The sequence below is a fragment of the Pseudoroseomonas cervicalis genome, from assembly GCF_030818485.1.
GTDB lineage: Bacteria > Pseudomonadota > Alphaproteobacteria > Acetobacterales > Acetobacteraceae > Pseudoroseomonas > Pseudoroseomonas cervicalis_A.
The window spans coordinates 1,396,609-1,421,328 of sequence record NZ_JAUTAJ010000004.1 but is presented as its reverse complement, the minus strand read 5'-3'; the positions used below and the strand labels follow the sequence as shown (position 1 = coordinate 1,421,328).

General features: G+C 74.3%; 24 protein-coding genes. 6 read left to right on the top strand and 18 right to left on the bottom strand.

Features of this window, described 5'->3' with window-relative positions; genetic code table 11:
* Window positions 1–80: 80 nt before the first annotated feature.
* Together QE401_RS10505 and QE401_RS10500 are read right to left on the bottom strand one after the other, a co-directional pair.
* Window positions 81–761, bottom strand: coding sequence for a flagellar hook assembly protein FlgD (locus QE401_RS10505; RefSeq protein ID WP_307138157.1), 681 nt, complete (start codon window positions 759–761; stop codon window positions 81–83).
* Window positions 762–782: 21 nt separating this feature from the next.
* Window positions 783–2,006, bottom strand: coding sequence for a flagellar hook-length control protein FliK (locus QE401_RS10500; protein ID WP_307138156.1), 1,224 nt, complete (start codon window positions 2,004–2,006; stop codon window positions 783–785).
* 1,102 nt (window positions 2,007–3,108) lie between these two features.
* Here QE401_RS10500 and QE401_RS10495 point away from each other — a divergent pair.
* Window positions 3,109–4,410 (top strand): flagellar hook protein FlgE, encoded by a 1,302-nt coding sequence (locus QE401_RS10495; protein ID WP_307138155.1) that lies wholly within the window; start codon window positions 3,109–3,111, stop codon window positions 4,408–4,410.
* A 666-nt stretch (window positions 4,411–5,076) separates the two neighbouring features.
* Here QE401_RS10495 and motA read toward each other — a convergent pair.
* The 4 genes from motA to QE401_RS10475 all read right to left on the bottom strand — a co-directional run bounded on the left by motA (window position 5,077) and on the right by QE401_RS10475 (window position 8,763).
* Window positions 5,077–5,946: a flagellar motor stator protein MotA gene (motA, locus tag QE401_RS10490; RefSeq protein ID WP_307138154.1), complete on the bottom strand. Its 870-nt coding sequence runs from the start codon at window positions 5,944–5,946 to the stop codon at window positions 5,077–5,079.
* Window positions 5,943–7,280, bottom strand: coding sequence for a flagellar motor protein MotB (locus tag QE401_RS10485; RefSeq protein WP_307138153.1), 1,338 nt, complete (start codon window positions 7,278–7,280; stop codon window positions 5,943–5,945). The genes motA and QE401_RS10485 overlap by 4 nt, the downstream gene beginning before the upstream one ends.
* 56 nt (window positions 7,281–7,336) lie before the next feature.
* Window positions 7,337–8,110 (bottom strand): response regulator transcription factor, encoded by a 774-nt coding sequence (locus QE401_RS10480; RefSeq protein ID WP_307140222.1) that lies wholly within the window; start codon window positions 8,108–8,110, stop codon window positions 7,337–7,339.
* 218 nt (window positions 8,111–8,328) lie between these two features.
* The gene (locus QE401_RS10475) at window positions 8,329–8,763 is read right to left on the bottom strand and encodes a flagellar assembly protein FliX (RefSeq protein WP_307138152.1); all 435 of its coding nucleotides are present in this window, start codon (window positions 8,761–8,763) and stop codon (window positions 8,329–8,331) included.
* 127 nt (window positions 8,764–8,890) lie between these two features.
* Here QE401_RS10475 and QE401_RS10470 point away from each other — a divergent pair, with 127 nt between their 5' ends.
* Window positions 8,891–9,823, top strand: a complete 933-nt coding sequence (locus QE401_RS10470) for a lytic transglycosylase domain-containing protein (RefSeq protein ID WP_307138151.1) — start codon at window positions 8,891–8,893, stop codon at window positions 9,821–9,823.
* A 198-nt stretch (window positions 9,824–10,021) separates the two neighbouring features.
* On the opposite strand, the gene QE401_RS10465 is transcribed toward QE401_RS10470, so the two are convergent.
* The 12 genes from QE401_RS10465 to flgF form a co-directional block, all read right to left on the bottom strand.
* Window positions 10,022–11,086 (bottom strand): flagellin, encoded by a 1,065-nt coding sequence (locus QE401_RS10465; RefSeq protein ID WP_307138150.1) that lies wholly within the window; start codon window positions 11,084–11,086, stop codon window positions 10,022–10,024.
* Window positions 11,087–11,098: 12 nt separating this feature from the next.
* Window positions 11,099–12,601: a flagellar hook-associated protein FlgK gene (gene flgK / locus QE401_RS10460; RefSeq protein ID WP_307138149.1), complete on the bottom strand. Its 1,503-nt coding sequence runs from the start codon at window positions 12,599–12,601 to the stop codon at window positions 11,099–11,101.
* A 23-nt stretch (window positions 12,602–12,624) separates the two neighbouring features.
* Window positions 12,625–14,403: an EAL domain-containing protein gene (locus QE401_RS10455; RefSeq protein ID WP_307138148.1), complete on the bottom strand. Its 1,779-nt coding sequence runs from the start codon at window positions 14,401–14,403 to the stop codon at window positions 12,625–12,627.
* A 208-nt stretch (window positions 14,404–14,611) separates the two neighbouring features.
* Window positions 14,612–15,415 (bottom strand): flagellar type III secretion system pore protein FliP, encoded by an 804-nt coding sequence (gene fliP / locus QE401_RS10450; protein ID WP_307138147.1) that lies wholly within the window; start codon window positions 15,413–15,415, stop codon window positions 14,612–14,614.
* Window positions 15,412–15,711: a flagellar biosynthetic protein FliO gene (locus QE401_RS10445; protein WP_307138146.1), complete on the bottom strand. Its 300-nt coding sequence runs from the start codon at window positions 15,709–15,711 to the stop codon at window positions 15,412–15,414. The genes fliP and QE401_RS10445 overlap by 4 nt, the downstream gene beginning before the upstream one ends.
* 198 nt (window positions 15,712–15,909) lie before the next feature.
* Entirely contained in the window at window positions 15,910–16,311 is a 402-nt protein-coding gene (locus QE401_RS10440) for a hypothetical protein (RefSeq protein ID WP_307138145.1), read from the bottom strand.
* On the bottom strand, window positions 16,308–16,649 hold the full coding sequence (locus tag QE401_RS10435) for a rod-binding protein (RefSeq protein WP_307138144.1): 342 nt from the start codon (window positions 16,647–16,649) through the stop codon (window positions 16,308–16,310). The genes QE401_RS10440 and QE401_RS10435 overlap by 4 nt, the downstream gene beginning before the upstream one ends.
* Window positions 16,649–17,800 (bottom strand): flagellar basal body P-ring protein FlgI, encoded by a 1,152-nt coding sequence (locus QE401_RS10430; protein ID WP_307138143.1) that lies wholly within the window; start codon window positions 17,798–17,800, stop codon window positions 16,649–16,651. Before QE401_RS10430 ends, QE401_RS10435 begins: the two co-directional genes overlap by 1 nt.
* Before the next feature lie 17 nt (window positions 17,801–17,817).
* Window positions 17,818–18,558 (bottom strand): flagellar basal body L-ring protein FlgH, encoded by a 741-nt coding sequence (gene flgH, locus QE401_RS10425; RefSeq protein ID WP_307138142.1) that lies wholly within the window; start codon window positions 18,556–18,558, stop codon window positions 17,818–17,820.
* 17 nt (window positions 18,559–18,575) lie between these two features.
* On the bottom strand, window positions 18,576–19,661 hold the full coding sequence (gene flgA / locus QE401_RS10420; RefSeq protein WP_307138141.1) for a flagellar basal body P-ring formation chaperone FlgA: 1,086 nt from the start codon (window positions 19,659–19,661) through the stop codon (window positions 18,576–18,578).
* Window positions 19,661–20,449, bottom strand: a complete 789-nt coding sequence (gene flgG, locus QE401_RS10415) for a flagellar basal-body rod protein FlgG (protein WP_307138140.1) — start codon at window positions 20,447–20,449, stop codon at window positions 19,661–19,663. The genes flgA and flgG overlap by 1 nt, the downstream gene beginning before the upstream one ends.
* A gap of 40 nt (window positions 20,450–20,489) precedes the next feature.
* Window positions 20,490–21,236 (bottom strand): flagellar basal-body rod protein FlgF, encoded by a 747-nt coding sequence (flgF, locus tag QE401_RS10410; RefSeq protein WP_307138139.1) that lies wholly within the window; start codon window positions 21,234–21,236, stop codon window positions 20,490–20,492.
* A 232-nt stretch (window positions 21,237–21,468) separates the two neighbouring features.
* Between flgF and QE401_RS10405 the strand changes: the two genes are divergently transcribed.
* From QE401_RS10405 to QE401_RS10390, 4 genes are read left to right on the top strand one after another with little or no spacing between them, the layout of a single operon-like run.
* Complete coding sequence (locus tag QE401_RS10405; RefSeq protein ID WP_307138138.1) at window positions 21,469–21,993, top strand: flagellar basal body-associated FliL family protein; 525 nt, start codon at window positions 21,469–21,471, stop codon at window positions 21,991–21,993.
* Window positions 21,990–23,444 carry a flagellar motor switch protein FliM gene (fliM, locus tag QE401_RS10400; RefSeq protein WP_475638083.1) on the top strand — a complete coding sequence of 485 codons (1,455 nt, stop codon included), beginning with the start codon at window positions 21,990–21,992 and terminating at the stop codon, window positions 23,442–23,444. The genes QE401_RS10405 and fliM overlap by 4 nt, the downstream gene beginning before the upstream one ends.
* Window positions 23,441–23,872, top strand: coding sequence for a DUF6468 domain-containing protein (locus QE401_RS10395; RefSeq protein WP_307138137.1), 432 nt, complete (start codon window positions 23,441–23,443; stop codon window positions 23,870–23,872). Before fliM ends, QE401_RS10395 begins: the two co-directional genes overlap by 4 nt.
* Window positions 23,869–24,666 (top strand): MotE family protein, encoded by a 798-nt coding sequence (locus QE401_RS10390; protein WP_307138136.1) that lies wholly within the window; start codon window positions 23,869–23,871, stop codon window positions 24,664–24,666. Before QE401_RS10395 ends, QE401_RS10390 begins: the two co-directional genes overlap by 4 nt.
* The last annotated feature ends 54 nt before the right edge of the window (window positions 24,667–24,720 follow it).

Genomic DNA, 24,720 nt, shown 5'->3' with positions numbered 1-24,720 from the left:
CGCGCCGCCTGCCCCGGGGCGCCTGTGGCACCCGCCGGGGCGGCCCGAAGGCCCGGGGTCTGCCGGGCCTCACCCCATCATCAGCTCAATCCGCGCAGCGCCTCCAGCCCGACGGTCAGGCCGCCGATATTCATGCGCGGATCGCCGCTGCTGCTGCGGTCGACCGAGTTCACCTTGCCCACCACGCCGAAATCCAGCGTGCCGGTGCTGGTGCCGCGGCTGTCGAAGCCGCTGACGCTGACGGTGTAGCGGCCATCGGCCTGGCTGCCGCCATTGGCGCCCTTGCCGTTCCAGCTCCAGCTGGTCGGGCTGCTGCCGAGCGCCACCGCCTCGGTATAGACCACCACGCCGCTGCTGTTGGTGATGGTGACGATGCCGCCCTGCGCGCCGCCGGCCTCGGTCAGCGCCGGCAGGCGCAGGCTCTGCGTCGCACCTTCCTTCAGCACGATCTGGTTCGAGGTCACCTCGACCGTGTTGCCGACCAGCCCGGTGGAGGAGAGCAGCGACGAGGATTGCTGCAGCGACAGCAGCGATTCCAGGTGCTGGTTGGTGGCGATCTGCTGCTCCACCTGGGAGAACTGCGCCAGCTGCGTCGCGAATTGCGACGAATCCGTCGGATCCATCGGGTCCTGATTCTGCAGCTGGGTGGTCAGCATCGTCAGGAAGCTCTGCAGGTCGGAGCTGAGCTGCGTCTTCGAGGTCGCGCTCTGCGAGGTGGCGTTGGCGTTGCTGGCGGCGGTGGTGATGGCGGTGTTGGCCATGCGGGTCTCCTGCGGCCGGGATCAGAGGGCGAGGTCGAGCAGGCGGCGGCGCGGTGGCGCCCCCGCCTCGTCGGCCGGGGAATCGGGGGCGGCGAAGCCGGCGGGCAGGGCATGGCCCGGCCGGCCCTGGCGGCCATCGCCGGGCGGCTGCTGCTGCGCGCCGCCCTGCGGGAAGCCGGTGCCGGCCTGCGCGGCGGCTGGCTGGCCGCCGGCCGGGTCGGGGCTGGGCGGCGCCAGGCCAAAGCTGAGGCTGCGCCCGGTCTCGGCGCCGAGCCCCGCCTGCTGCAGCGCCGTCTCGATGGCGGCGCTGTCGCGCAGCAGCAGCAGCAGCGTGTCCGGCCGCTCGGCCAGCAGCCGCACCTCGGCGGGGCCGTCGGCGGCCTGTTCGATGCTGATCTCGACCCGGCCCAGCGCCTCCGGCTGCAGCGCCACGCTGACGCGGCTGGGGCCGAGCCCGGCGCCGCCGCGCAGGCTGATGCCCAGCACCGCATGGCCGAGCTGCTGCGCCGCCGGCAGGGCGGCGGGGCGATAGGCCTGCGGCAGCGGCGCGGCGGCGCCGGCCAGGGGCGGGGCGGGCGGCGCGGCCGGCGCCGGGCTGGCGGTGCCCGTCCCGGAGGGCGGGGTCGCGGCGGCGGGGGCGGCGCTGCCGGGGAGGGGGTCCTCGGCCCGGGGGGGCGCGATGTCCGTGGCGGTGGGCGCGGCACCATCGGCCGGCAGCGCCGCGGCGAACCCCGTCTCCGCCGCGCCGGCGGGCGGCGCTTCGCCTGAGGAGGCCGGCGGGGCGGGGCTGGAGGCGGGCGCCGCCAGGCCGGCCGGGGCTGCGGGGGCCATCGGGTCGGCGGGCCCGGCATCATGCGCCGCAGGGGCCGGAATCGGCGAGGCCAGGGTCGGCGGGGCCAGGGTCGGCGGGGCCAGGGTCGGCGGGACCACGGTCAGGGCGGCCGGCCAGGGCAGCAATTCCGGCGAGGGCGTGGTGTCCTGTGCCGGCTCGTCGCGCGGGGCCTCCGCCACCGGCGCCGCGGCTTCCGCCAGGGCATCGGGGCCGGGCTGACCCTGCGGTGCGGCGTCGGGCAGGCTCTCCCGCGCCGGGGCCGGCGGCGCCGGTTTGGCTGCAGGGCGGGCCGCCGCTTCGGATCCTGGCGCGGCCAGCGCGGCGCCCGGCGCGCCATTCGGGCCCGGCAACCCGGCCGGCGCGGCGGCGCTGGGCTGCGAGGGCTGGCCGGTCGCCGCGGCCGGGCCGGACACCACTGCCGCGGCGGGCAGCGGCCGGCTCGCCCTTGCGCTCGCCGCCCTGTCGGCGGCGGGCGAGGCGACCGCTGGCCCGGCCCCGCCCGGAGGGACCGGCACCGGCATGGAGGCCTCAGGCGTCGCCCTGGCCGGCCCGGCCGCGGGCGCCGCCGGGCGCGACAGGGTTGCAGGGCTGGCCATGGCCGTGCCGGATGCGGCGTCAGCCATCGGCGCCAGGGGGGAGCGGCCAGCTTCGCCAGCGGCCGGGGCGGCCCTGCGCGGGCCCTCGGCCGAGGGCGCCGCGGTGCCAGGCAGGGCGCGCATGGATGTGGCCATGGCCGGCATGGGGCCGGCGGAGGCCGCGGTCGCGCCAGCGCCGCTTTCCGCGCCGGCCGGTGTGGCCGCCGCCGGCACGACGGGGGCGGAGACAGGCGCGACGGCCGCAACCGCGCCGTCTCCGGCGCTGGCCGGCATGGCCGAAACAGGCGCGGCATTCGCGAAGGTGGAAGCCGTGGTCGCGGCGGCGCTGTGCCGGCTGTCCACCGGCATGGCCACCGCAGGCATGACAGGAACGGGGGCGGGGGCGGCAAGGGGGGCGGCACCGGCAGGCGCGGCGGCCCTATCGGATGCCGCAGCCTTGCGGGGCCCGATATCCCCCGGCGCGGCGGCGACAGGCACGGTCCCGGCCGGCGTGGCGATGACGCTGGCCGTCCCCGTCTCGGCCATGGCCGGTGCCTCTGCACCCTCCCGCAGGCCCGCCTTCGCCAGCGCCTGCCGGAAGGCGTCGCCCGCCGGCGCCGGCAGGGTCGGGGCCTGGGCGGGGTCGGCGGGGCGGCGGGTGGGCAGGGCGGGCTGGATCATGGCGGTCCGGAGGGTTCCGCCAGGAGCCACGCAAGCGCCGGGCCACATCCCGGGGGCGGCGGAAGCGGCGGGATCCGCCGCCGCCCGGCGGAATCTACCGGCATCCCGGCAGGATCTGCCGGGTGCGGCCGCGCCGGAGCGCCGCGGCCCGGCGGAATCCGCCCTCCTGCGGCTGGCACGGCGGTTGCTGCGGGGAAGCATCCTTCCGGTTCCGGCGCGCCGCGCCACGGGCCGGGCCCCCGCACCGAGGACCACGCGCATGTCGCTGAACGGCTCGCTCTACGCCGCCACATCCGGGCTCGGCGCCCAGACGGCGGCGATCACCAATGTCTCGAACAACGTCGCGAACAGCCAGACCACCGGCTACAAGCGCGTCGACACCAGCTTCGCCGAGCAGCTCAGCCAGTCGACCACCCGGCTGAACGGCTCCAGCACCGTCAGCGCCGCCCCCGTGGCGACGGTCAGCCGTGGCGGCGACATCAGCCAGGTGGAGAACCCGCTGGCGATGGCGATCTCGGGCAACGGTCTGTTCGCCGTGTCGCGCCCGGCCGGGACGGATGCCAATGGCAACACCGTCTACAGCCCGACGCAGTACTACACGCGCAATGGCGATTTCTCGAAGAACGCCGAGGGCTATCTGGTCAACACCAGCGGCTATGCGCTGGAGGGCTGGCCGGTGGCCAATGGCGCGGTCAATCGCGGCCAGCTCGGGCTGATCCAGGTCGATGAATCGCCCTTCCCGCCGCAGATGACCGACACGGTCAGCGTCAGCGCCAACCTGCCCGCCTCGGGCACCGAGACCAGCTACTCCACCCAGGTGCCGATCTACGACAATCTCGGCATCGCCCGCAGCATGACGCTGACCTGGACCCGCCAGGAAGGCAATCAGTGGCAGGTCAATCTGCAGGGGCCGGACGGCGCCTCGGCCGGCACGGCGCTGGTGACGTTCAGCGACGGCTCGGGCGGCGGCAATGGCATGCCGAGCGGCACCATCGACAGCATCAGCAACACCACCGGCTCGCTCTCCGCCTCGGCCTTCAGCGGCCAGGGCAGCCTGGCCGGGCTGACCGTCACCAATCTGTTCGGCGCCGGCAGCGGCAATCTGGCGCTCAGCCTCGGCACCTATGGCAGCAACCAGGGCGTGACGCAGTATGCCGGCACGACCTACCAGCAGAACACCGTCACCGCCAATGGCGCGGCGCCGGGCGCCTATACCGGCGTCAGCGTGAAGGAGAATGGCGAGGTCGTCGTCAGCTACGACAACGGCAAGAGCCGCACCATCGCCCAGGTGCCCATCGTCACCTTCCAGAATGCCGACGGGCTGCAGCGCGAGGATGGCCAGGCCTTCACCGCGACGCAGGAGGCCGGCCTGTCCCGCGTGCTGGCCGCCGGCGAGCAGGGCACCGGCAGCCTGGCCACCAGCTCGATCGAGGCGTCGAATGTCGACATCACCTCGGAATTCTCGAAGATGATCATCGCGCAGCGCGCCTACAGCGCGAACAGCCGCGTGCTCAGCACCGTCAGCGGCCTGCTGAGCGAGACGGTCGACATGCTGCGCTGATCCGGATCGCCCGGCCGGCGGAAGATCCGCCGTGCCGGACCCGCCCTGCGGCGCGCGGCGGCAACTCCGCCCGCCCGCCATGGCGGTCGCGGACAGGGCGCGGGGCGGAATGCCGGCCCCACGCCTGGCCGACAGGAGGTCGGTGTCTGCCCCCGCCGGCAGGATGCCGGCTTCTTGCGGCCCGCCGACAAGATGTCGGCCTCTACGACCCGCCGGCAGGATGTCGGCCTCTACGACGCGCCGACAGGAGGTCGGCCCTTGCGCCCGCCGGCAGGATGCCGGCCATAACAGCGCCGGCAGGATGCCGGCCACAACAGCGCCGGCAGGATGCCGGCCGATGCCGACCGGCAGGACGCCGGTTCGCTGCCCGCCGGCAGGAAGCCGGCTTTGCAGGGCCGCCGACAAAAGGTCGGCGCTTCGCCCGCCGGCAGGAGGCCGGCCCCATGCCAGCCGGCAGAATGCCGGCCGCCGACAGGATGTCGGCTCAAGCCGACCGGCAAGATGCCGGTCGCACGCTTCCCGGCAGGATGCCGGACCAGGCGGCTCCGGCAGAAGGCCGGACCCAGGACCTGCCGGCAGAAGGCCGGACCAGCGCCCCGGATCGAGAAAAGGCGCCTGCCCCGGACGGGCAGGCGCCTTCTTGCAGGCCGCGCGCGGAGCCTGCGCTCAGGCGCCGGCGCGCTGCTCCTGCAGCGCCGTCTCCAGCACCTGGAAGGTCGGCATCAGGTCCGAGGGCACCGCCTTGCGGCCGATCTCGACCGCGACGGAGGGCGCATTGCCGTGCAGATGCGCCACCAGCACGGCGCGCACCACCTCGAGATACTTGGCCTCCTCATCGACGATGGCGCGCAGCCGCGTGGCCAGCGGGCCCACCAGCCCATAGGCCAGCAGCACGCCGAGGAAGGTGCCCACCAGCGCGCCGCCGATCATGGCGCCGAGCACGGCGGGCGGCTTGTCGATGCTGCCCATGGTCTTGATGACGCCGAGCACCGCGGCGACGATGCCGAGCGCCGGCAGCGCATCCGCCATGGTCTGCAGCGCATGCGCGGCGTGCAGCTCCTCCTCGCGGATCTTCTTCAGCTCGCGCAGCATGACGTCCTCGACCTGGTGCGGGTCGTCGGCATTCATGCCGATCATGCGCAGATAGTCGCAGATCAGCGACAGCGCGTGATGGTCGGCCAGCACCTTGGGGAAGAGGGTGAAGATCTCGCTCTCATTCGGCCGCTCGATATGCGGCTCGAGGCCGACGGCGCCCTTCATCTGCGCCACGCGCAGCAGCCGGTACAGCACGGCGCAGAGGTCGAGGTAATCCTGCCGCGCATAGCGCGAGCCCTTCATCACCTTCTTCAGCGCGCCGATCGTGTGCTTCACGGCGGACATCGAATTGGCCATCAGGAAGCTGCCCACGGCGGCGCCGCCGATGATCAGCATCTCGAAGGGCAGGGCGTGCAGGATCGGGCCCAGGCTGCCGCCGGCGGCGAGATAGCCGCCGAAGACGCAGGCCAGCAGGACACCGAAGCCGGCGAGCACGATCATGGGGCGGGGGCCTCCTGCGGGGCGCCGGGCGGCATCAGGACGAGGATGGAGACGCGGCGATTGGCCGCGTCCAGCGGCCGGTCGGGGGTCAGCAGATCGCGGTCGGCGCGGCCGGCGACGGCGCGCAGCCGCTCCTCGGCGATGCCGGCCTCGATCAGCACGCGCCGCGCGGCGCCGGCGCGCTCCGACGACAGCTCCCAGTTGGAGCGGTCGGCGCCGCCGCGGAAGGGCGCGGAATCGGTGTGGCCGGCGATGTCGAGCCCATAGGGCAGCCGCGCCAGGACGGTGGCCACGCGCAGCAGCAGGGCGCGGCCGCGCTGGTTCGGCGCCGCCTGGCCGGTGGCGAAGACCGGCTGGCCATCGGCGTCCACCAGCTGGATGCGCAGCCCGTCGCGCGTCTGCTCGATCAGCAGCTGGCGCGCCAGCTCCGACAGGCCGGGATCGGACTGGATGGCGTTGCGGATTTCCTCCGCCGCCGCCGCCAGCTCCGCCCGCGCGCGGGCGCGCGCCTCGCGCGCCGCGGCGGCGGCGGCGGCCGGGTCGTGGCCGGGACGCGCGGCGGTGGTCTGCTCGAAGCCCGAGGGGTTCAGCCCGGTGCGGTTCGGCACCGCCGCCGTGGCCGCGCTGGCCAGCACCGGAAGCGGCGCGGCCGGCTGGGCCTGGCCCGGCATCGGCGAGGCGCCGGAGGCGGGGTTGCCCGGCGGCGCCGCGCTGGCCTCGGCGGCGGGGCCGGTGGAGGGCGCGGCGGCGGCGCCCGGCGCGTCCAGCGCGGCCAGCCGCGCCAGCGCGGCGCTCAGATGCGCCGGCGTGCCGGTGACATTGCCGGCGACGCTGCCCGAGGCGCTGCCGGTCGCATTGCCCACCGGCCCGTTCAGCCCGGGCGGCGGCGTCGCCGCATCGCCGGGGCTCTCCGGCGCGTCGGCGCTGCGGAAGCGGCGCGGCGGCTGCGGCTGGGCCGGGGGGTCGTCCAGCTCCTCCTCCTGCCGGTCCTCGCGCGACCAGGGCAGGGGGGACATCGGGCGCTCGCCCATGGCGGGCGGCGTCTCGCCGGCGAGGGTGCTGGTGCTGTTGATGGTGCGGCCGCCAAAGGGCTCGCCGGCGCCGGAAGGGCCGCGGCTGAGCACATTGGTCGGCGCGAAATAGTCGGCGAGGCCCACGCGCTGCGCGTCGGTGGTCGCGTTGATCAGCCACATCAGCAGGAAGAACGCCATCATCGCCGTGACGAAATCGGCATAGGCGATCTTCCAGGCGCCGCCATGATGGCCGCCATCGCCGCCGCCCTCCTCACGGCGGACGACGATGACGCTGCGCTGATTCTTGTCGCGTTTCGCCACCTACTCTCCTTCGGGGGCCAGGCCCCGCCGCGCCGCGGAACGGCGCGTCCGGATGATCAGAGGGCGGCGACCGCCATGCTGCTGCTGCCGGCGCTGCCGCCCACCTCGACCGTCAGATGGGCGCGGCGCATGCGCGGCTGGCCGTTCTGGAAACGGGCGCGGGCGGCGGCGAGCTCGGCCGCGCTCGGCTCCTCCAGCACATAGCCGCGGCCCCAGATGGTGCGCACGATCTCGGCCGAGCCGGCGGCGGCGAGCTTGCGCCGCAGCTTGCAGACGAAGACGTCGAGGATGCGCTGGTCCGGCCCATCCTCCACGCCATAGGCGCGGCTCATGAACTGCTCCTTGGTGAGCAGCACGCCACGGCGCAGCATCAGCATCTCCAGCACGTCGAATTCGCGGCAGGTGATGCGGACATGCCGGCCATCGACGCTGACGGTGCGGCGCGCCTGGTCGAGCACGACATTGCCGCAGGTCAGCTGCGACGAGGTGTGCCCGAGGCCGCGGCGCAGGATCGCCTGCATGCGGGCGATCAGCACCGGCGCGCGCACCGGGCGGATCAGGACGTCATCGGCGCCGATGTTCAGCGCGGTCTGCTCGTCCTCGACCGAGATCGGGTTGGTGATGATCACCACCGGCATGCGCAGGCCGCGGCGGCGGATCTCGCGCAGCGCGGCGAAGGCCTGGAGGCGGGCATCGGCCACATCGAGCACCACCACGTCGTAGGGGCCGCTGTGCTGCGCGATGGAGGGGGCTTCCACGAAGGGTTCCGCGAGGTCACAGCCATGCCCGTCCTGGCTAAGGCTGCGATGCAACTCTGGGTTCTGGCCCATCGTGGAGGCGAGGAGAATGTGCATGCCAAGTCCTTGCGATTTTCGCCGGGATCAGAGCAACGGGGCTCGTAACGAAGCCCCAGGTACCTCTCGCCCATGTGAAGTGCAAGGTAAAGTTGTAACCATGCGCAACGCTGCCCCGGATTTCCGGCGCATTCCGAATGGTGCGGCGCGGAAGCCACACTTATTCCACTTTCGGTAGAAAAACTGCCGCGTAACTAAGCCACGGTGGGGTCCTGTTTGGCGGCTTCCAGGCGCAGGCGCAGCGCCAGCTGGCGGCAGAGAATCGCCATCTCGCCGCCTTCCTCCTCGGCGGCGGCCTCGGCCTCCCCGGCCAGGTTCAGCAACTCGCCAGGCGCGGGCGACTCGGCGCCCAGCATGGAAAGCTGAAGCTTTTCAAGGGTCTCAAGGCCGCGCGACGCGATCGCCCGGGCTTCGCCGCGGCGCGGGCGCGGCAGGGCGGCGGCCAGCCCGCCGGCGGCCAGCAGCGGCGCGGCGGCGGCGGCCGGACCCACGGGGGCGGGATTTTTTTGAGTCGCAGCCGAAAGTTGTGCAACGAAAAGTTGGGACGCGGCGTTATCAACCGCTGGCTGGGCCGTACGCGGCGCAGCCTGCCCGATGGCATGGCCGATCGGCAGGGAAGGAGCGCGCATCCGGGGTGTCACCTTTCCGTGGGGGTTGCGCTGCTGCTAGAGCGCAAGCGTTGCCGGAGTGTGAACGGACCCGCCGCAACCATCGGTGGAATGCCTTCGTGGCACGAAGGTTGCTGCGAAGAATCCCATGGACGCCCCGTTTCGCCCCCTTCCGCGCCTGCCCCTGAGCCTGGTTCTGCTGCTGTCCGGCGCGGCGGGCGCGCTGGCCAATCCGATCCCCAGCAGCACCGCCGCCGGCGCCCCGATGATCGCCGCGCCGGGCGGCCCGGCCGGCGCGCCGGGCCTGCTCTGCCGCGCCGCGATCAGCCTGGCGGAGCGGGAATTCAGCCTGCCCGCCGGGCTGCTGGCGGCGATCGGCCGCGTCGAATCCGGCCGCCGCGATGCCGGGCGCGTCGACCCCTATCCCTGGACGATCAACGCCGAGGGACGCGGCAGCATGTTCCCCAGCAAGCCGGCAGCAATTGCCGCCGTGCAGAGTCTGCAGGGTGGCGGCATGCGCTCGATCGATGTGGGCTGCATGCAGATCAATCTGCGCCATCATCCGAACGCCTTCGCCACTCTCGACCAGGCCTTCGACCCGCTGACCAATGCCCGCTACGCGGCGCGCTTCCTGACCGAGCTCTACGCGGCGCGCCAGGATTGGGGGCGGGCGGCGGCGGCCTATCATTCGCAGACGCCGGAATATGCCGGGCCCTATCTGGCCCGCGTGCAGGCCGCCTGGGAGATCGAGAAGCGCGAGGCGCCGATGACCCCGGGCCAGGTCATGGCCAGCCTGCAGGGGCTGCAGGCGGCGCCGCCGACCCCCGGCAGCATCGGCACCTGGGGCGGCGCCGCGCTGGCGGTCGCGCCGGCGCCCGGCGGCGGGCTGCTGAACAATGGCGCCGAGCGGGTGCAGATCCGCGCCGCCGCGCCGGGCACCATCGGGCGCGGGCTGGAGGGCTATCGCAGCGCGCCGATCCCGCTGGCCGGCGGCACGGCGCGGCCGCTGATCGCCGCCGCCAGCCCGGCCCCGGCGCCCGCCCCGGGCGCGGTGGCGGCGGGGCCGCGCCGGCTGTTCTGAGCCGCCGCCGGGCGCCGCCCCAGGCCCGGCCGGGGTGATGCGGCGGGGCAGGGCGGCCATGGGCCGCGGCGGCACGGAGCCACCGCCGGATGCCCGGGCGGGAAAGGTCAGAGGCGAGCATGGCAGCGCCGCGTCGCACGCCGCCGGGCGCAGCGCCCGCCCGGCCTCAGGCCGGCTGCCGCGCGGCGAGGGCCCTGTTCAGAGGTAATTGACCAGCGAGATGCGGCCCAGCATGGCCAGCGCCTGGTAGCTGCCCTGCAGCTGCAGATTGACCTGCTGCAGCCGCACCTGCGCCTCGGCCACATCGACCGTGGTCAAATCGCCCAGCTGGGTCTCGATCTGGTCATAGACCGCCTTGTGCTGGTCCGCCGCCGCGGTCAGCCGCGCCTGGGCATCGCCCAGCGCGCCGATCTCGTCATTGGCGCCGCTGCCGGCATCGCGCAGCACGCCCACCGTCTTCTGCACCAGGGCGCTGAAATTCTCCTGCGCCGCCTGCTCCTCGGTAAGGTTGGCGAGCACGGTCAGGCCCATGATCAGGTCGCGCGACCAGGAGCCGGTCTGCGAGCCGCTCTGGCCGATGGCCGCGTTGCGGTTGGCGTAGAGCCCGACCTCGATGCCGGTGCCGCCGCCGGTCGGGACAGCGCGGCGCGAATCCGCGACGGTGCCGGCCGCCGCCTCATTGGCGTAGCTGGAGAAGGGGGAGACGCCATCCTCGTTGCTGCCGGCGAGATCCGCGATCTGCCCGAACAGCGCGTCGAGATCGCCGCCATTGCTGCCATACTCGTCGAGCAGCGCGCCGATGCCGGTGAACATGCCGGTCTGCTGCATGCGCCCGGCGGCGGCGACCGGATCATTCTCCAGGTCGCTGCCGCCGAAGATCGCCTCGCCCTCATAGCGCTCGTTCAGCAGCGTCGCGACTTCCTCGAGCGCGGCGCGCGCGGTCTCGCGGATCTGGGTCAGGCTGCTCATGGTGCCGTTCAGCGAGGCGGCCTTGTCGGCCATCTCGCCGGCGATGCCGGCCAGCCGGTCCATCACCGTCTGGGTGTAGGCGGCGCGGCCCTCGCCGCGCTCGGCGACATTCTGCAGCGCCTGGCGCTGGTTCAGCTGGCTGGCCAGGCTGCTGGCGCGCGTCGCGTCGCGGCCGAGCCCGGCATAGGTCTCGGCGCGCTGGCCGCCGCTGCTGACCTGGCGGGTCAGCTCGGTGAAGCGGTCCTGCAGCCGCAGCGCGGAGACCATGGAAGCCTGGTAGCCCTGGATCGCCATTCCCGCCGCTCCTTACCGCACCGCGTCCAGCAGGGCGTCCCACATGCTCTGCACCGCCGACATCACCCGCGCATTGGCCGAATAGGCATTCTGCAGCTGCACCATGCCGGCCAGCTCGGCATCGGTGTCGACGCCCTCGCCCTTCTGCACCAGCCCGTCCAGATAGGCGCGCTGGGTGGTGGCACCCTCCGCCGCGCTGTCGGCGGCGGCGATGATGCTGGCCTGGCTGCCCACCACCGAGGCGGCGTAGTCGCCGATGCGCGTCGGGGCGTTGAAGGCCGAGCGCAGCGTGCCGCCGGGGCCGAGGCCGCTGGTCGGGATCGAATCATGCGGCACGCCGGCCGCCTTCTCGGTGCCGAAGCTGTATTTGGCGACGTTGTTCAGCAGCGTGGTGAAGCCGCTGGGCCCGCCCGCCGGGTTGGGCGTGAAGCCCTCCACCGCATGGGTGCCGTCGCGCAGCAGGCGCGGCGCCGCGGCCACCGCGTCATTCACCTTGATGCGCGCCGCGAAGCCCACCGTCTGCGCCGCGCCCGCCGCCGTGCCGGTGTCGGGCGGGGCGCTGCCATCGCTGTCGGTGAACAGGCGCAGCCCCTGCTCGTCAAGCCGCTCGGCCAGCGTCGCCGCGGTCTGGTCCAGCTCGGCCTGCATGATCGGCAGGGTCTCGTCGCGCAGGGTGAAGCCGGCGCCGAGCCGCCCGCCCAGCGCCGCGCCATTCACCGCCTGGCCGTTCAGTGTCAGCCCCGGCAGGGTGCCGGCGGGCGGGCCGGCATAGCTGCCGGGCGTGACGGTGGCGCGGTCGAGCGCCAGCGGCCCGCTCTCCGCATCCAGCGGCAGCACCGAGCCATTGGCCAGGGTCAGCGTCACCCCGCCATCGCTGCCCTCGGTCGATTTGACGCCGAGATAGTCGGAAAGCTGGCCGATCGCCGCGTCGCGCTGGTCCTTCAGCGCGGCGGCGTTGCGGCCGGCGGCGGTCTCGGCGCGGATCTGCTTGTCCAGCGCGCCGATCTGCCCGATCAGCCCATTGGCGGCCTCGACATCGGCCACCATGCCGTCCTGCACGCCCTGGCGCGCCGCGCCGATCGCCTCGCTGGCCGTGTTCAGCTGGCCGGCCAGGCTCTGCGCCGCCTGCAGCACGCCGCTCATGGCGCTGCTGTCGGCCGGGTTGGCGGCGAGGTCGGTGAAGGCGTCGTTCAGCGCCGAGACCAGGCCGGCGGTGTTGTTGCCATCCGTGGTGTCGCCCTGCAGCCCGGCCAGCGGGGAGAGGGTGGCGTTGGCCAGGGCCGCGCCGGCCTCGCCGCTGCGCGCCTTCAGCGCCTGGTTGCGCAGCGCCGTGTCGACGGCGCGCTGCGCCTCGCCGGTGCGCACGCCGCCAGTGGTGACGGCTTCGCCCTCCACGCTCTTGCGCGTGTAGCCGACGGTGTCGGCATTGGCGATGTTCTGCGCCGCCTGGTCGAGCTGGCGCGTGGTCAGGCGCAGCCCGCTGGTCGCGGTCAGGAGCGCGCTGGAAAGGCTCATGGCGCCACCCTGGTCATGCTGTGTTAACCGGTTGCGAACGCGCCATGGCCGGCGCGGCGTGCGGTGGCGCCGAAGGCGCGCGGGGTCAGGCTGCCGGGCAGGGCGCCGGGACGGCCGAACAGCCAGCCCTGGCCGTAGCGCGCGCCGAAGGAGCGGGCGGTGGCCGCGTCGGCCTCGGTCTCGATGCGCTCGGCCACCACCAGCGCGCCGGTGGCGCGGGCGAGTTCCACCAGGGCGGCGGCAAAATTGTAGCTCTCGCCGCGCTGGCCGCCGGCGCAGGCCTCCATGAAGCGGCCATCGAGCTTGACGAGGTCGGGCCGCAGCAGCCGCAGATAGGACAGGCCGGCGGCGCCGGCGCCGAAATCATCGATGCAGACGGCGGTGCCGTGCTGGCGCAGCGCCTCGCGGCAGGCGACCGCCTCGGCCTCGTTCTCGATCTCGACCGTCTCGGTCACCTCGATCAGCAGCCGCGCCTGCAGCTCCGCCGGGTACTGCTCCAGCAGCGTGGTCAGGCGGCGGCGGAAGGCGGGGTCCTGCAGCGACAGGCCGGAGACGTTGCAGGCGACGCGGATCTCGCCGCCGGCGCGGCGCAGCGCGACCAGGCTTTCCTCGGCGACGGCGAGGTCCAGCTCGGCCGAGAGGCCGACCATCTCGGCCAGGTTGACGAAGGCCTGCGGCCCCAGCTCCGGCAGCCCCTCGGTCGGGCGCGGGCGGATCAGCGCCTCGTAATGCGATGCGCGGTGCTCGGGCGTGGAGAGGTCGACGATCGGCTGGAAGGCCAGGGAGAAGCGGCGCTCGGCGATGGCGCGGGCCAGCGCCGCGGCGCGCGGCCCGACCGAGGCGACGAAGCCGTGCAGCCCCTGGTCGAAGCCGGTGCGCGCCAGCGCCGCCGTGCCGCCCTGGGCGAAGGTGCCGAGCGCCAGGCGCAGCGCGCGCACCGCCTGCGGCCCGGACATGCCGCCGCTGAGCGGCGTGCCCTCCAGCATCGCCTGGCTTTCGGCCAGGCCGGGCGGGGTGGCGGGCGGGCCGGCCTCCAGGGCCAGGGCGGTGGTGGCGATGGCGGTGCCCTGCAGCCCGGCGCCGGCCAGCACCGCCTGCAGCTGCTCGACCACCACGCCGAGGCTCGGCGCCTCGCCGGCGGCGTGCACCACGCCGAAATAGCCGGGGCCGAGCTCGGCGGCGCTGCCCTCCGGCCCGGCATGCTCGGCCAGCAGCGCGGCGACGTCGCGCGCCAGGCCGGGGCGCGGGGTGATGCGGCCCTCGGCGCCGTTCAGCTCCAGCAGCGACAGCATGGCCGGCGCCTGGCCCGGCCTGGCGGCGGGCACGCCGGCCTCCAGGCCCAGCAGCAGCGCCTCGGCCTGGCGCACCAGGGAGGCGGCGTCGGTCGGGCGGCGCCCGGCGCGGCGGCCCTGGCGGCGCGGCGGCAGGGCGGCGAAGCACAGCGCCAGCCGCAGCGCCGGATCCCCGGCCTGGCCGTTGGAGGCGGGCATGCCCTCGCGATGCAGCAGCCCGGTCATGGCGCAGGTGAAGGCCGGGTTGCCCTCCAGCTGCAGCACGGTCGGGCCGAGCCGGCCATCGGCCAGCAGCTTGGCCAGCGCCGCGTCGAACAGCCGCCGGTCCTCGAGCTTCACCATCTCGCGCAGCGGCGCGCCGAGCGCGCCCTCGGCGGCGGCGCCCAGGCGGCGCAGATGCGCACCGGCCAGGAACAGGGTGCGGCCGCCGCCATCCGTCTCGACCAGCAGGTCGGCGGCGGCGAAGGCGAAGGCCTTGTAGCGGTCGGGCGCGGCGGGGCTGCGGTTCATGGCGCCCCCGGGCCCGGCGCCGCCATGCGGCACGCTGCGCGCCGCCGCCGGGAGGGGCGGCCAGCAGGCGCGAGACGAGTCGCGGGCGGGGACAGCATGGCGGGAATCCTGGCGGGGGCCATTGGCAAGACTGCCTCTGGCGTCATCGCCAACTTGTTAACCCTGTTAACGACCCGTGAATCAAGCGGTGTGTCGGGGGCGCATCGAATCATCCGCCACCTCCGCCGAAACCCTGCACCAGGCTGCCCGCCACCAGCCGCCAGCCATCCACCAGCACGAAGAAGATCAGCTTGAAGGGCAGCGACACGGTGTTGGGCGGCAGCATCATCATGCCGAGGCCCATCAGCACGCTGGCGACCACGATGTCGATCACCAGGAAGGGCAGGAAGATCAGGAAGCCGATCTCGAAGGCGCGGCGCAGCTCGCCCACCAGGAAGGCCGGCACCAGCACGCGCCAGGGCGTGCGCGAGGGGTCCTCCACCGCCGGCAGATTGGCCAGGTCGAGGAACAGCGCGATGTCGGAATCCCGCGCATTGGCCAGCATGAAGCCGCGGAAGGGCTCGGCCGCCGCCTGCAGCCCGGCGATCTCCTCCACCTGTCCCGCCGCCATGGGCTGCAGCCCCTGGGTCCAGGAGGCCTCCAGCACCGGCTGCATGACGAAGAAGGTGAGGAACAGGGCCAGGCCGATCAGCACCGGGTTGGGCGGCACGCCGGGCGCGCCGATGGCGCTGCGCAGCAGCGACAGCACGATGCTGATGCGGGCGAAGGCGGTGACCATCACCAGCAGCGAGGGGGCGAGGGAGAGCAGCCCGATCAGCGCGGTGAGCTGCACCAGCCGCGTCGTCGCCCCGGCCTCGCCGGCCTGGCCGAGATCGAGATTGACGCTCTGCGCCAGCACCGGCTGCGGCAGCAGCAGCAGCGCGGCCAGCAGCAGCGTGCCGAGCAGGGCGTGCGGCAGGGCGCGGCGCAAGGCGGCGCGGCGCGGCGCGGGGCGGGGGCAGCGCCGGCTCATGGCGCCTCGGCGCGGCCCGGGGCCCCGCTGAGCGCCGGCAGCAGCATGTCCTGCGGGCCGCCGGTCAGCAGCAGCATCTCCTGCCCGTCGCAGCGCAGCAGCAGCAGGCGGCGGCGATTGTCGAGCGGCAGCGCCTCGATGATGGCCAGCCGCCGCGCGGCGCCGCGCCGCGGCACACCGCCGGCCGGCAGGCCGGGCACCAGACCCAGCCGGCGCGCCAGCTGCGCCGCCAGCACCACCATGCCCAGCACCGCGGCCAGCGCGGCCAGGGCGGTCATCGCCCATTCCCAGTTCATCAGCGGCCCGGCCTCCTGCCTCGCCTCGCATGCCATGGCCGGTCCGCGCGGCCTTCTGCCGCAGGGAGTCCGACAGGGGCAATGCAGCAGGGCCGCGTTTCCCTGTTGTTAACCGGTGCTGCGATGCCGCGGGCCGCCAGCGCATCGGCGCAGGGCCGGCATGGCGCGCGGCGCGAAGGGGTCACCGCGCGCCCCGGCTCAGGCGTTGACGGAGACGGCGAGCGGCGCGGCGCCGAGCCGCGCCTGGCCGCTGCTCTGCGGGCCATAGCCCGGCGCGGCGGAGGCGGGCTGCGCCACCGCCTCGGCGATGGTCTCCACCACCTGGGCCTGCAGCGCCATGCCTTCCTCCAGCGCCCGGCGATTGGCCTCGACCTGCTGGCGCAGCCGGTCGACCAGATGCGCCAGATGGCCACCGCCCGCGGCGGCCTCCGCCGGCGTCATGCGCGCCCGCGCCGCGACGAAGGCCTCGAGCGCCGCGGTCTTGGCCGGGCCGAGCGCCGCGGCGCCGACCAGGTCGCGATCCTTCAGGGCGCGGGTCTCGGCGGTGATCACCGCGGTCAGCGCCAGGGTGACGCGCTCCAGCTCGGCGACGAGGCTCATTCGCTTTCTCCCCTGCTGCGGGCCTGCAGCCGCAGCATCTCCTGCAGCACCTGACCCGCGATGCCGACACCGCCGGCCCGCGTCAAGCTGCGGCCATACTCCTCGACCAGCATCGGCCGCCATTGCGCCTCGGCGGCGCCGCCGCTGAACGGGCCGCTGCTGGGCAGGGTGGCGAAGACCGGCTGCAGCAGCGCGCCCAGCACCTGCGCCTCGAACTGCTCGGCCGCCTTGCGCATCTCGGGCAGGGACTGGCCGCGCGGCGCCGCGGGGGCGGCCGGCAGGCCGGTCTGCGGCAGGCCCGCAGGAGACAGCCCGACGGGCTTCGAGATGTCAGCCATCAGCGCACCTCCAGCTGCGCCTGCAGCGCGCCGGCGGCCTTGATGGTCTGCAGGATCGAGATCATGTCGCGCGGGCCGACGCCCAGATTGTTCAGGCCCCGCACCAGATCCTGCAGCGACACGCCGGATTGCAGGATGCCGAGGCGGCGTTCCGACTGGTCGTCCACCTCGATGCCGGTGCGCGGCACCACCGCGGTCTGGCCGCCGGCCAGCGCATTGGGCTGCACCACCTGCGGCGCCTCGGTGACGCGGATGGTCAGGTTGCCCTGGGCGATGGCCACCGTGCTGATGCGCACATTGGCGCCCATGACGATGGTGCCCGAGGCCTCCTCGATCACCACGCGCGCCGCCTGGTCGGGCTCGACGCGCAGCTGCTCGATCTCGGTGGCGAAGCCCACCGGGTCGCGCCCGACCAGCGAGACGGTGACGGTGCGCGGGTCGTTGGCGGCGGCGGCGCCGGCGCCGGCCACGCGGTTGATGGCCGCCGCGATGCGCCGCGCCGTGGTCAGGTCCGGATTGCGCAGCGCCAGCCGCAGCGTCGGCTTGTTGCCGAAGGCGAAGGGCACCTCGCGCTCGACGATGGCGCCGTTCGGGATGCGGCCCGAGGTCGGCACGCCGCGGGTGACGGAGGCCGCGGCGCCGCGCGCCGAGATGGCGCCGGTCGCGACCGAGCCCTGCGCCACGGCATAGACCTCGCCATCGGCGCCGTGCAGCGGCGTCACCACCAGCGTGCCGCCGCCGAGATTGGTCGAATCGCCCAGCGCCGAGACGGTGATGTCGACCCGGCTGCCATTGCGCGCGAAGGCGGGCAGATTGGCGGTGACCATGACGGCGGCGACATTGCGGGTGTCGAGCCGGTTCTCCTGGTCGCGCGTGTTGACGCCGAGTCGCTCCAGCACGCCGATCAGCGATTGCCGGGTGAAGACGGCGTTGCGCAGCCGGTCGCCGGTGCCGTTCAGCCCGACCACCAGGCCGTAGCCCACCAGCTGGTTGTCGCGCACCCCCTCGATATCGGCGATGTCCTTGACCCGCACGCTGCCGCCCGGCTGCGCCGCCGCCGCCCCCGCGAGGCCGAGCGCCAGCGCCAGGCCGAGCAGCACAGCGCGGCCGGCGCGCAAGGCGGGGCGGAAGAGGGGAGCCGGGCGGCGCATGGCGATGTCTCCGGGGCTCAGAAGGGCAGGACGAGGTCGAGGAATTGCTGGCCGTAGCGCGGCTGCTGCACGTCGGAGATGATGCCGCGCCCGCCATAGGCGATGCGCGCCTCGGCCAGGCGGTCATGCCGCACCGTGTTGTCGCTGCCGATATCCTGGCTGCGGATGATGCCGCTGACCTGCAGCTCGCGCAGCTCGTGGTTGACGCGCACCTGCTGCCGGCCGGCCACCACCAGATTGCCATTGGGCAGCATCTGCACGACGGTCGCGGCGACCCGCAGCGTCACCGTCTCGTTGCGGTTGATGCTGCCGGTGCCCTCGGTGCCGCTGTTGCTCGCCGTCTCCAGCAGGTTGCCCGCGCCGCCGGGCAGGCGGGCGGCCATGCCGAGCAGCCGGGTGATGCCGAAATCCTCGTTGTTGGCGCGGCTGCGGGCGGTGGTGTTCTCGAGCTCGGCGCGGTCGGTGATCTGCACCAGCACCGTCACCAGGTCGCCCACCTGCGCCGCGCGCTGGTCGCGCAGGAAGGTGCGGCTGCCCGGGCGCCACAGGCTGTTGGTCTCCGGCAGCGGCGCCTGGGCGGGCGGCATCGGCATGGCGACGCTGCGCTCCAGCCCCGCCACCTGGGCCGGGTTCTCGATCGGCGCCAGCTGCGGGCCGCGGCCGATCTCGGAGATCCGCTCGAGATTGCCGCAGCCGGCCAGCGCCAGCAGGAGGAGGCCGAGCGGCGCGGCGCGGGCGGTCAGTGGGCGGGCGTTCATGCTCTTCTCTCTCCGCGTCAACGGCGCGCCGGGCCGCGCGCCGTGGCGGTCTGCGGCTCGGGCGCCGGGCCGAGGGCGCGCACCCGGCCGGGCGCCAGCACCTCGCCCAGCAGCACGGCGCCGTTGGACAGGTTCAGGATGGTGATGGTGGCGCCGAGCGCGCCATCCTCGAGCGCCCGGCCGCTGGTGGTCAGCGACAGGCCGGCGGCCTCGTGCACCAGCTGCACCACGCTGTCGCGGCGCACCGCCTGCTGCGCGGAAAGCTCCGACAGCGGCAGCGGCTGGCCCGCCGCGATCGGCCGGCCGAGGCGGCGGCCCAGCACGGCGTCGAGCGAATCGGCGAGGCCGGGGCGCAGCCGCTCGGCCGGCAGGCGCTCGGCGCGCACATCCTGCGCGCCCAGCACCTCGCCCATGCGCAGCGCGCGATTGGCGACGACGACATTGCGCATCGCCACGCTGCGGCCGGCCAGGCGCTGGCGCAGCGTCGCCACGCCATCGGCCAGCACCACCAGCGTCGCCTGGAAGCGGCGGCTGGCGGCGTCGTATTCGGTGCCCTCCAGCGTCAGCCGCGGATCGGCCCCCGTCGGCACCAGCATGGGCTGGTAGGCGACGAGGTCGATATCCAGCTCCGGATCGGCGCCGAGCTTGGCCAGCTCGCCGCGCAGCACCGCCTCGACCTCCTCGCGGGAGAGCGGGCGGCCCGGGCGCTCCACCACCACCCGCTCATCGCCGGCGGCGGGCTGCCAGGGCAGGCCGGCATCGCGGGCGATGACGGCCAGCTGCGGCGCCTCCACCACGAAGCGGCGGCCGGGCATGGGGGAGGGGCCGAGCACGTCGCCGGCGCGCGCCCCGGCATTCTCGAACAGGTCGCCCAGGGTGACGGTGCCGCCCTCGATCACCGCCAGCGGCCGGTGCGCGACCAGGCCGGGGGTCGCAGCGGTCGCGGCAGCCGTGTTCGCGGCACCCGGCGCCTGCGGGGACATCTGCGCCTGGGTGCCCACGGAAAAAAAGCCGGCCGGTAGCGCGAGGGCGAGCGCCAGCAGCGCCGGCGCCAGGCGCGGGCTGCGGCGACGGGCCAGGGCAGGGCGGCCGGGCAGGCGCATCAGCCGCGCATCCGCGACAGGGTGGAGAGCATCTCGTCGCTCGCCGTGATGACCTTGGAGTTCATCTCATAGGCGCGCTGCGCGGTGATCAGCGAGGTGATCTCCTGCACGACATTGACGTTCGAGGTCTCGAGATAGCCCTGCAGCACCTGGCCATAGCCCGCGGCACCCGGATTGCCGAGGGTGACGCCGCCGGAGGCCGGGGTTTCGAGGAACATGTTGTCGCCGACCGCCTCCAGCCCGCCCTCGTTCGGGAAGGTGCCGAGCTGCAGCTGGCCGACATTCTGCAGCGCCGCCTGGCCGTCGATCTTCACCAGCACCTCGCCGGTGGCGTTGATGGTGACGTCGCGCGCGCCGGCCGGGATGGTGATGCCGGCGCCGACCTGGAAGCCGTCGGCGGTGACGATCATGCCGGCATCCGACAGGCCGAAGCTGCCGGCGCGGGTATAGGCGGTCTCGCCGGTCGGCATCTGCACCGGGAAATAGCCATTGCCGCGGATCGCCAGGTCGAAGCTGTTCTGGGTCTGCGACAGGTCGCCCTGGGCGCCGATGCGGTAGATCGCCGCGGTGCGCACGCCGAGGCCGAGCTGCGCGCCGGAGGGCAGCACGGTGCCCTGGTCGGAGCTCTGCGAGCCGGTGCGGCGGAGATTCTCGTAGAGCAGGTCCTGGAACTCGGCGCGGCGGCGCTTGTAGGCCGTCGTGCTCATATTCGCGATGTTGTTCGAGATGACCTCGACATTGGTCTGCTGGGCCATCATGCCGGTGCCGGCGATGTTCAGGCTGCGCATGGTGCGGTGTCTCCGGAGGCGCTGGCGGCGGGCGTTGGAATCAGGCGGGGCGCTTGAGGATGCGCTCGACGGCGGTCTTCGCCCGGTCGCCCTCGGTCTCGATGAACTGGCTGGCGAACTGGAATTCGCGCATCTCGGCGGTGAGCCGCGTCAGCTCGACGATGCTCTGCACATTGCTGCCCTCGACCGAGCCCTGCACGACGCGCGGCGCGTCGACCGGCTGGGCCGGCAGCTCGGCCGGGGCCTCGAACAGGCGGTCGCCCTGGGCGATCAGCTTCTGCGGGTCCTGGAAATTGACCACGCGCAGCCGGCCCACGGGCCCCTGCTCGGTGCGCACCTGCCCATCGCCGGTGATGTCGATGCGCTGGGCGTTCTGCGGCAGCACCAGCGGCGCGCCATCCTCGTTCAGCACCGGGTTGCCGCCGATGTCGACGATGCCGCCCTCGGGCGAGAGGGCGAAGCGGCCGGCGCGGGTGTAGCGCTCGCCATTCGGGGTCTGCACGGCGAAGAAGCCCTCGCCGCCCAGCGCCAGGTCGAGCGGGTTGCCGGTGGCCTGCAGGCTGCCGGGAGTGAAGTCGCGCCAGGTGGCGCGGTCCTGGGCGAAGGCGACCTCGCGGCCGCCGCGCGGCGCGTCGACGCCGGTCTGGCGCTCGATATGGGCGCCGAAGACCATCTGCGCGGATTTGTAGCCGGGGGTGTCGGCATTGGCGATGTTCATCGCCAGCGCCGCCGTCGCGCGCTGCTGGGCGGCGAGGCGGGAGAGCACGACATAGCCGGGCATGTCCATCTTGGCGCAGCTCCGTGGGGTTGGGACCGGACGGAACAGGACAGGGCAAGTTGCGTGCCACAGCCCGGATCGCCTTCGGCCGCGACCGGCCGGCCCCTCCTGGGCCAGCCCTGCCGCGTGGGCAGAGCTACCGGGCAATTATTACCGGATCATTGAGGCAAAAATTGCCGGTCAAGGACCCGTTAACAGAACCGCCTTACCTCCCGGCTCATTCCAGGATGGAGTGGCCGGCGTGAGCGACGGCGCAGGGGGCGGCAAGCCTGCCCCGGCAAAAACAGCTTCCAGGGGCGGGCGCGGCAAGCTGCTGGTGCTCGCCGCCGTGGCGTTGCTGCTGCTGATCGGCGGCGGCGCGGGCGGCGCGTGGTATTTCGGGGTCCTGCCGATTCCGGGGCTGCCTTCGCCCTCCGGCGCGGCCTCGGCCGAGGCGGGTCCGGCGGTGGCGCCGCAGCGCCCGCCGGTCTATGTCGAGGTGCCGGAGATCGTCACCAACCTCAACACCGCGGCGCGCCGGCAGACCTTCGTCAAGCTGCGCAGCCGCATCGAGGTGGCGCTGCCCGAGGACATCAGGGCGGTGGAGCAGGCCATGCCGCGGCTGCTCGACATGTTCACCACCTATCTGCGCGAGACGCGGCCCGAGGAGCTGCGCGGCAGCGCCGGCACCCACCGGCTGCGCGAGGAGATGGTGGCGCGCGCCAACATCGCCGTCCGCCCCGGCGCGGTGACCGATGTGCTGTTCGTCGAGGTGGTGGTGCAATGAGCGGGTCGCAGCCGGAGGACGGCGCGAAGCAGGCGCCGGCGCCGCAGGACGACATGGAGGGCTGGGGCGACGCCCTGGCCGAGGCCGCCGCCAATGGGGTCCAGGGCGGCGTGCAGGGCGGTGAGGCCGCGGCCCCCGGGGCGCCGGCCGATGATGATGATGGCTGGGGCGAGGCGCTGGCCGCCGCCGCCGCCGGCGATGGCCTCCCCGAGGGCGCCGCCCCCGCCGCCGCCCCGGCGGCCACCGACCCCGCCGCCGCCCCGGCGGCCGCTGGCACCGACGATGCCGATGATGGCTGGGGCGAGGCCCTGGCCCGCGCCGCCGAGGCGCGGCAGGACGGCGCCGAGGGCGCCGACGATGCCTGGGGCGAGGCGCTGGCCGCCGCCGTCGGCCCCGCCGCCGCGCCGCCGCCGCCCGCGCCGGAGCCCGCCCGGGTGCTCAGCCAGGCCGAGATCGACAGCCTGCTCGGCTTCGGCGATGGCGGCGAGGAGGATGACGAATCCGCCACCGGCATCGAGAAGGTGATCGCGCGCGGCCTGGTCTCCTATGAGCGTCTGCCGATGCTCGAGATCGTCTTCGACCGTCTCGTGCGCATCATGTCGACCAGCCTGCGCAACTTCACCTCGGACAATGTCGAGGTGTCGATCGAGGGCATCACCAGCCTGCGCTTCGGCGACTATCTGAACACCATCCCGCTGCCGGCCATGCTGGTCGTGTTCAAGGCGGAGGAATGGGACAATTACGGCCTGGTGGTGGTCGATTCGGCGCTGATCTACTCGGTGGTCGACGTGCTGCTGGGCGGCCGCCGCGGCACCACCGCCATGCGCATCGAGGGCCGGCCCTACACCACCATCGAGCGCGGCCTGATCGAGCGGCTGACCGAGGTGGTGCTGAAGGACCTGTCCGAGGCCTTCGGCCCGCTGGCCGAGGTCGAGTTCCGCTTCGAGCGGCTGGAGGTCAATCCGCGCTTCGCCGCCATCTCCCGCCCCTCCAACGCCGCCGTGCTGGCGCGGCTGCGCGTCGACATGGAGAGCCGCGGCGGCCAGCTGCAGCTGCTGCTGCCCTATGCCACGTTGGAGCCGGTGCGCGAGCTGCTGCTGCAGCAATTCATGGGCGAGAAGTTCGGCCGCGACAGCATCTGGGAGACCCACCTGGCCGAGGAGCTGCGGCAGACCGAGGTCGCCCTCGACGTGGTGCTGGACGAGCAGACCATGCGGCTCTCCGACGTGGTGCGGCTGCAGGTGGGCGACCTGATCACGCTGGGCGTCGGCCCCGGCGCGCCGGTGCGGCTGCGCTGCGGCGACACCTCGCTGTTCGAGGGCCAGGTGGGCGGCCGCAAGGGCCGCCTCGCCGTGCGCATCGACCGCGCCATGCCGCGCCAGACGGACGGGCTGCGCGAGCCGGCGCGGCCCGGCCGCGACATCGCCGAGCGGGCGGGAGGGATGCTATGAGCCTGCTGGAATGGGGGTTGCAGGCGGCGCTGGTGCTGGCGCTGTTCGCCGCCCTGCCGATGGCGCTGCGGCTGGAACGCGCGCTGACCGCGCTGCGCAAGGACCGCGCGGCGCTGGCCGCGACCGTGCAGGGCTTCACCGACGCGACGCGTGAGGCCGAGGCGGCGATCGCCCGGCTGCGCGCCGCCGCCGAGGGCGCCGGCCGCGGCGTCGCCGAGCAGGTGGCCGCCGCCAACGCGCTGCGCGAGGATCTGCGCTACCTCTCCGACCGCGCCGAGGGGCTGGCCGACCGGCTGGATGCCGGGGTGCGCGCCGCCCGCCCGGCCGCCGATGGCGCGCCGCGCGCCGCGGCCGCCGCCCCCGCCACGCCACGCACCCGCGCAGAGCAGGATCTGCTCCGCGCCCTGGGCCATGGACGCGACCAATGAACGTGATTCTCGGCCTGCGCATCCTGCTGGCGATGTCCGCCCTGCTGGGCGGGGTGAAGGGCGCGGCGCTGCTCGGCCTGCTGCCGGACTGGCCGCCCTCGGCCAGCGCCGCCGCCAGCGCGCCCGCCGCCATTCCCGCCGCCCCGCCGGCGCCGGAGCCCGTCGCCGCGCCGCGCGCCGAGGCCGCGCCGCGGCTGCTGCGGGTGGCGAGCGCCGGGCTGACCCCGGCCCGCGCCGCGCCGCCGCCGCCCGAGCCGCTGGCGCCCGCCGCCGCGCCGCAGGCCTTGCCCGCCGCCATCGAGGCGCCGCGCTGGCTGGCCGCCAGCCCCGCCCGGCCGCAGCCGGTGACGCCGCCGGTGGGCCAGGCCGCGCCGGCCGATCCCTCGCCGCTGGAGGATGGGCTGGCCCAGGCGCTGCGCAGCCGGCGCGAGGCGCTGGACGAGCGCGAGCGGCTGCTGGCCATGCGCGAGGCGGTGGTGGCCGCCGCCGAGCAGCGGCTGCAGGCGCGCCTCGACCAGCTGGCCGGGCTGCAGGCGCGGCTGGAGGAGAATGAGCGCCAGACCCGGCTGCGCGACGACGCGCACTGGGCGAGTCTCGCCAAGCTGTACGAGACCATGCGCCCGCGCGAGGCGGCGCTGGTGTTCAACGAGCTCGATCTGCCGCTGCTGGCGCAGATCGTGAACCGCATGCGCGAGCAGAAGGCCGCCCCGGTCTTCGGCGCCATGGAGCCCGAGCGCGTCCGGGCGCTGACCGCCGAGCTGGCCCGCATGCGGGCCGCCCGGCCCGGACTTTGACCGCTGAAGCCTTCGACCGCGTAACCAAGATCGCTGCCCCGCTGGAGAGACCGC

Coding starts and splice junctions, on each gene's coding strand:
- QE401_RS10505 (WP_307138157.1), bottom strand. CDS start 761: ATGGCCAACACCGCCATCACCACCGCCGCCAGCAACGCCAACGCCACC.
- QE401_RS10495 (WP_307138155.1), top strand. CDS start 3,109: ATGTCGCTGAACGGCTCGCTCTACGCCGCCACATCCGGGCTCGGCGCC.
- motA (WP_307138154.1), bottom strand. CDS start 5,946: ATGATCGTGCTCGCCGGCTTCGGTGTCCTGCTGGCCTGCGTCTTCGGC.
- QE401_RS10480 (WP_307140222.1), bottom strand. CDS start 8,110: ATGGGCCAGAACCCAGAGTTGCATCGCAGCCTTAGCCAGGACGGGCAT.
- QE401_RS10475 (WP_307138152.1), bottom strand. CDS start 8,763: ATGCGCGCTCCTTCCCTGCCGATCGGCCATGCCATCGGGCAGGCTGCG.
- QE401_RS10470 (WP_307138151.1), top strand. CDS start 8,891: ATGGACGCCCCGTTTCGCCCCCTTCCGCGCCTGCCCCTGAGCCTGGTT.
- QE401_RS10465 (WP_307138150.1), bottom strand. CDS start 11,086: ATGGCGATCCAGGGCTACCAGGCTTCCATGGTCTCCGCGCTGCGGCTG.
- flgK (WP_307138149.1), bottom strand. CDS start 12,601: ATGAGCCTTTCCAGCGCGCTCCTGACCGCGACCAGCGGGCTGCGCCTG.
- QE401_RS10455 (WP_307138148.1), bottom strand. CDS start 14,403: ATGAACCGCAGCCCCGCCGCGCCCGACCGCTACAAGGCCTTCGCCTTC.
- fliP (WP_307138147.1), bottom strand. CDS start 15,415: ATGAGCCGGCGCTGCCCCCGCCCCGCGCCGCGCCGCGCCGCCTTGCGC.
- QE401_RS10445 (WP_307138146.1), bottom strand. CDS start 15,711: ATGAACTGGGAATGGGCGATGACCGCCCTGGCCGCGCTGGCCGCGGTG.
- QE401_RS10440 (WP_307138145.1), bottom strand. CDS start 16,311: ATGAGCCTCGTCGCCGAGCTGGAGCGCGTCACCCTGGCGCTGACCGCG.
- QE401_RS10435 (WP_307138144.1), bottom strand. CDS start 16,649: ATGGCTGACATCTCGAAGCCCGTCGGGCTGTCTCCTGCGGGCCTGCCG.
- QE401_RS10430 (WP_307138143.1), bottom strand. CDS start 17,800: ATGCGCCGCCCGGCTCCCCTCTTCCGCCCCGCCTTGCGCGCCGGCCGC.
- flgH (WP_307138142.1), bottom strand. CDS start 18,558: ATGAACGCCCGCCCACTGACCGCCCGCGCCGCGCCGCTCGGCCTCCTC.
- flgA (WP_307138141.1), bottom strand. CDS start 19,661: ATGCGCCTGCCCGGCCGCCCTGCCCTGGCCCGTCGCCGCAGCCCGCGC.
- flgG (WP_307138140.1), bottom strand. CDS start 20,449: ATGCGCAGCCTGAACATCGCCGGCACCGGCATGATGGCCCAGCAGACC.
- flgF (WP_307138139.1), bottom strand. CDS start 21,236: ATGGACATGCCCGGCTATGTCGTGCTCTCCCGCCTCGCCGCCCAGCAG.
- fliM (WP_475638083.1), top strand. CDS start 21,990: ATGAGCGGGTCGCAGCCGGAGGACGGCGCGAAGCAGGCGCCGGCGCCG.
- QE401_RS10395 (WP_307138137.1), top strand. CDS start 23,441: ATGAGCCTGCTGGAATGGGGGTTGCAGGCGGCGCTGGTGCTGGCGCTG.
- QE401_RS10390 (WP_307138136.1), top strand. CDS start 23,869: ATGAACGTGATTCTCGGCCTGCGCATCCTGCTGGCGATGTCCGCCCTG.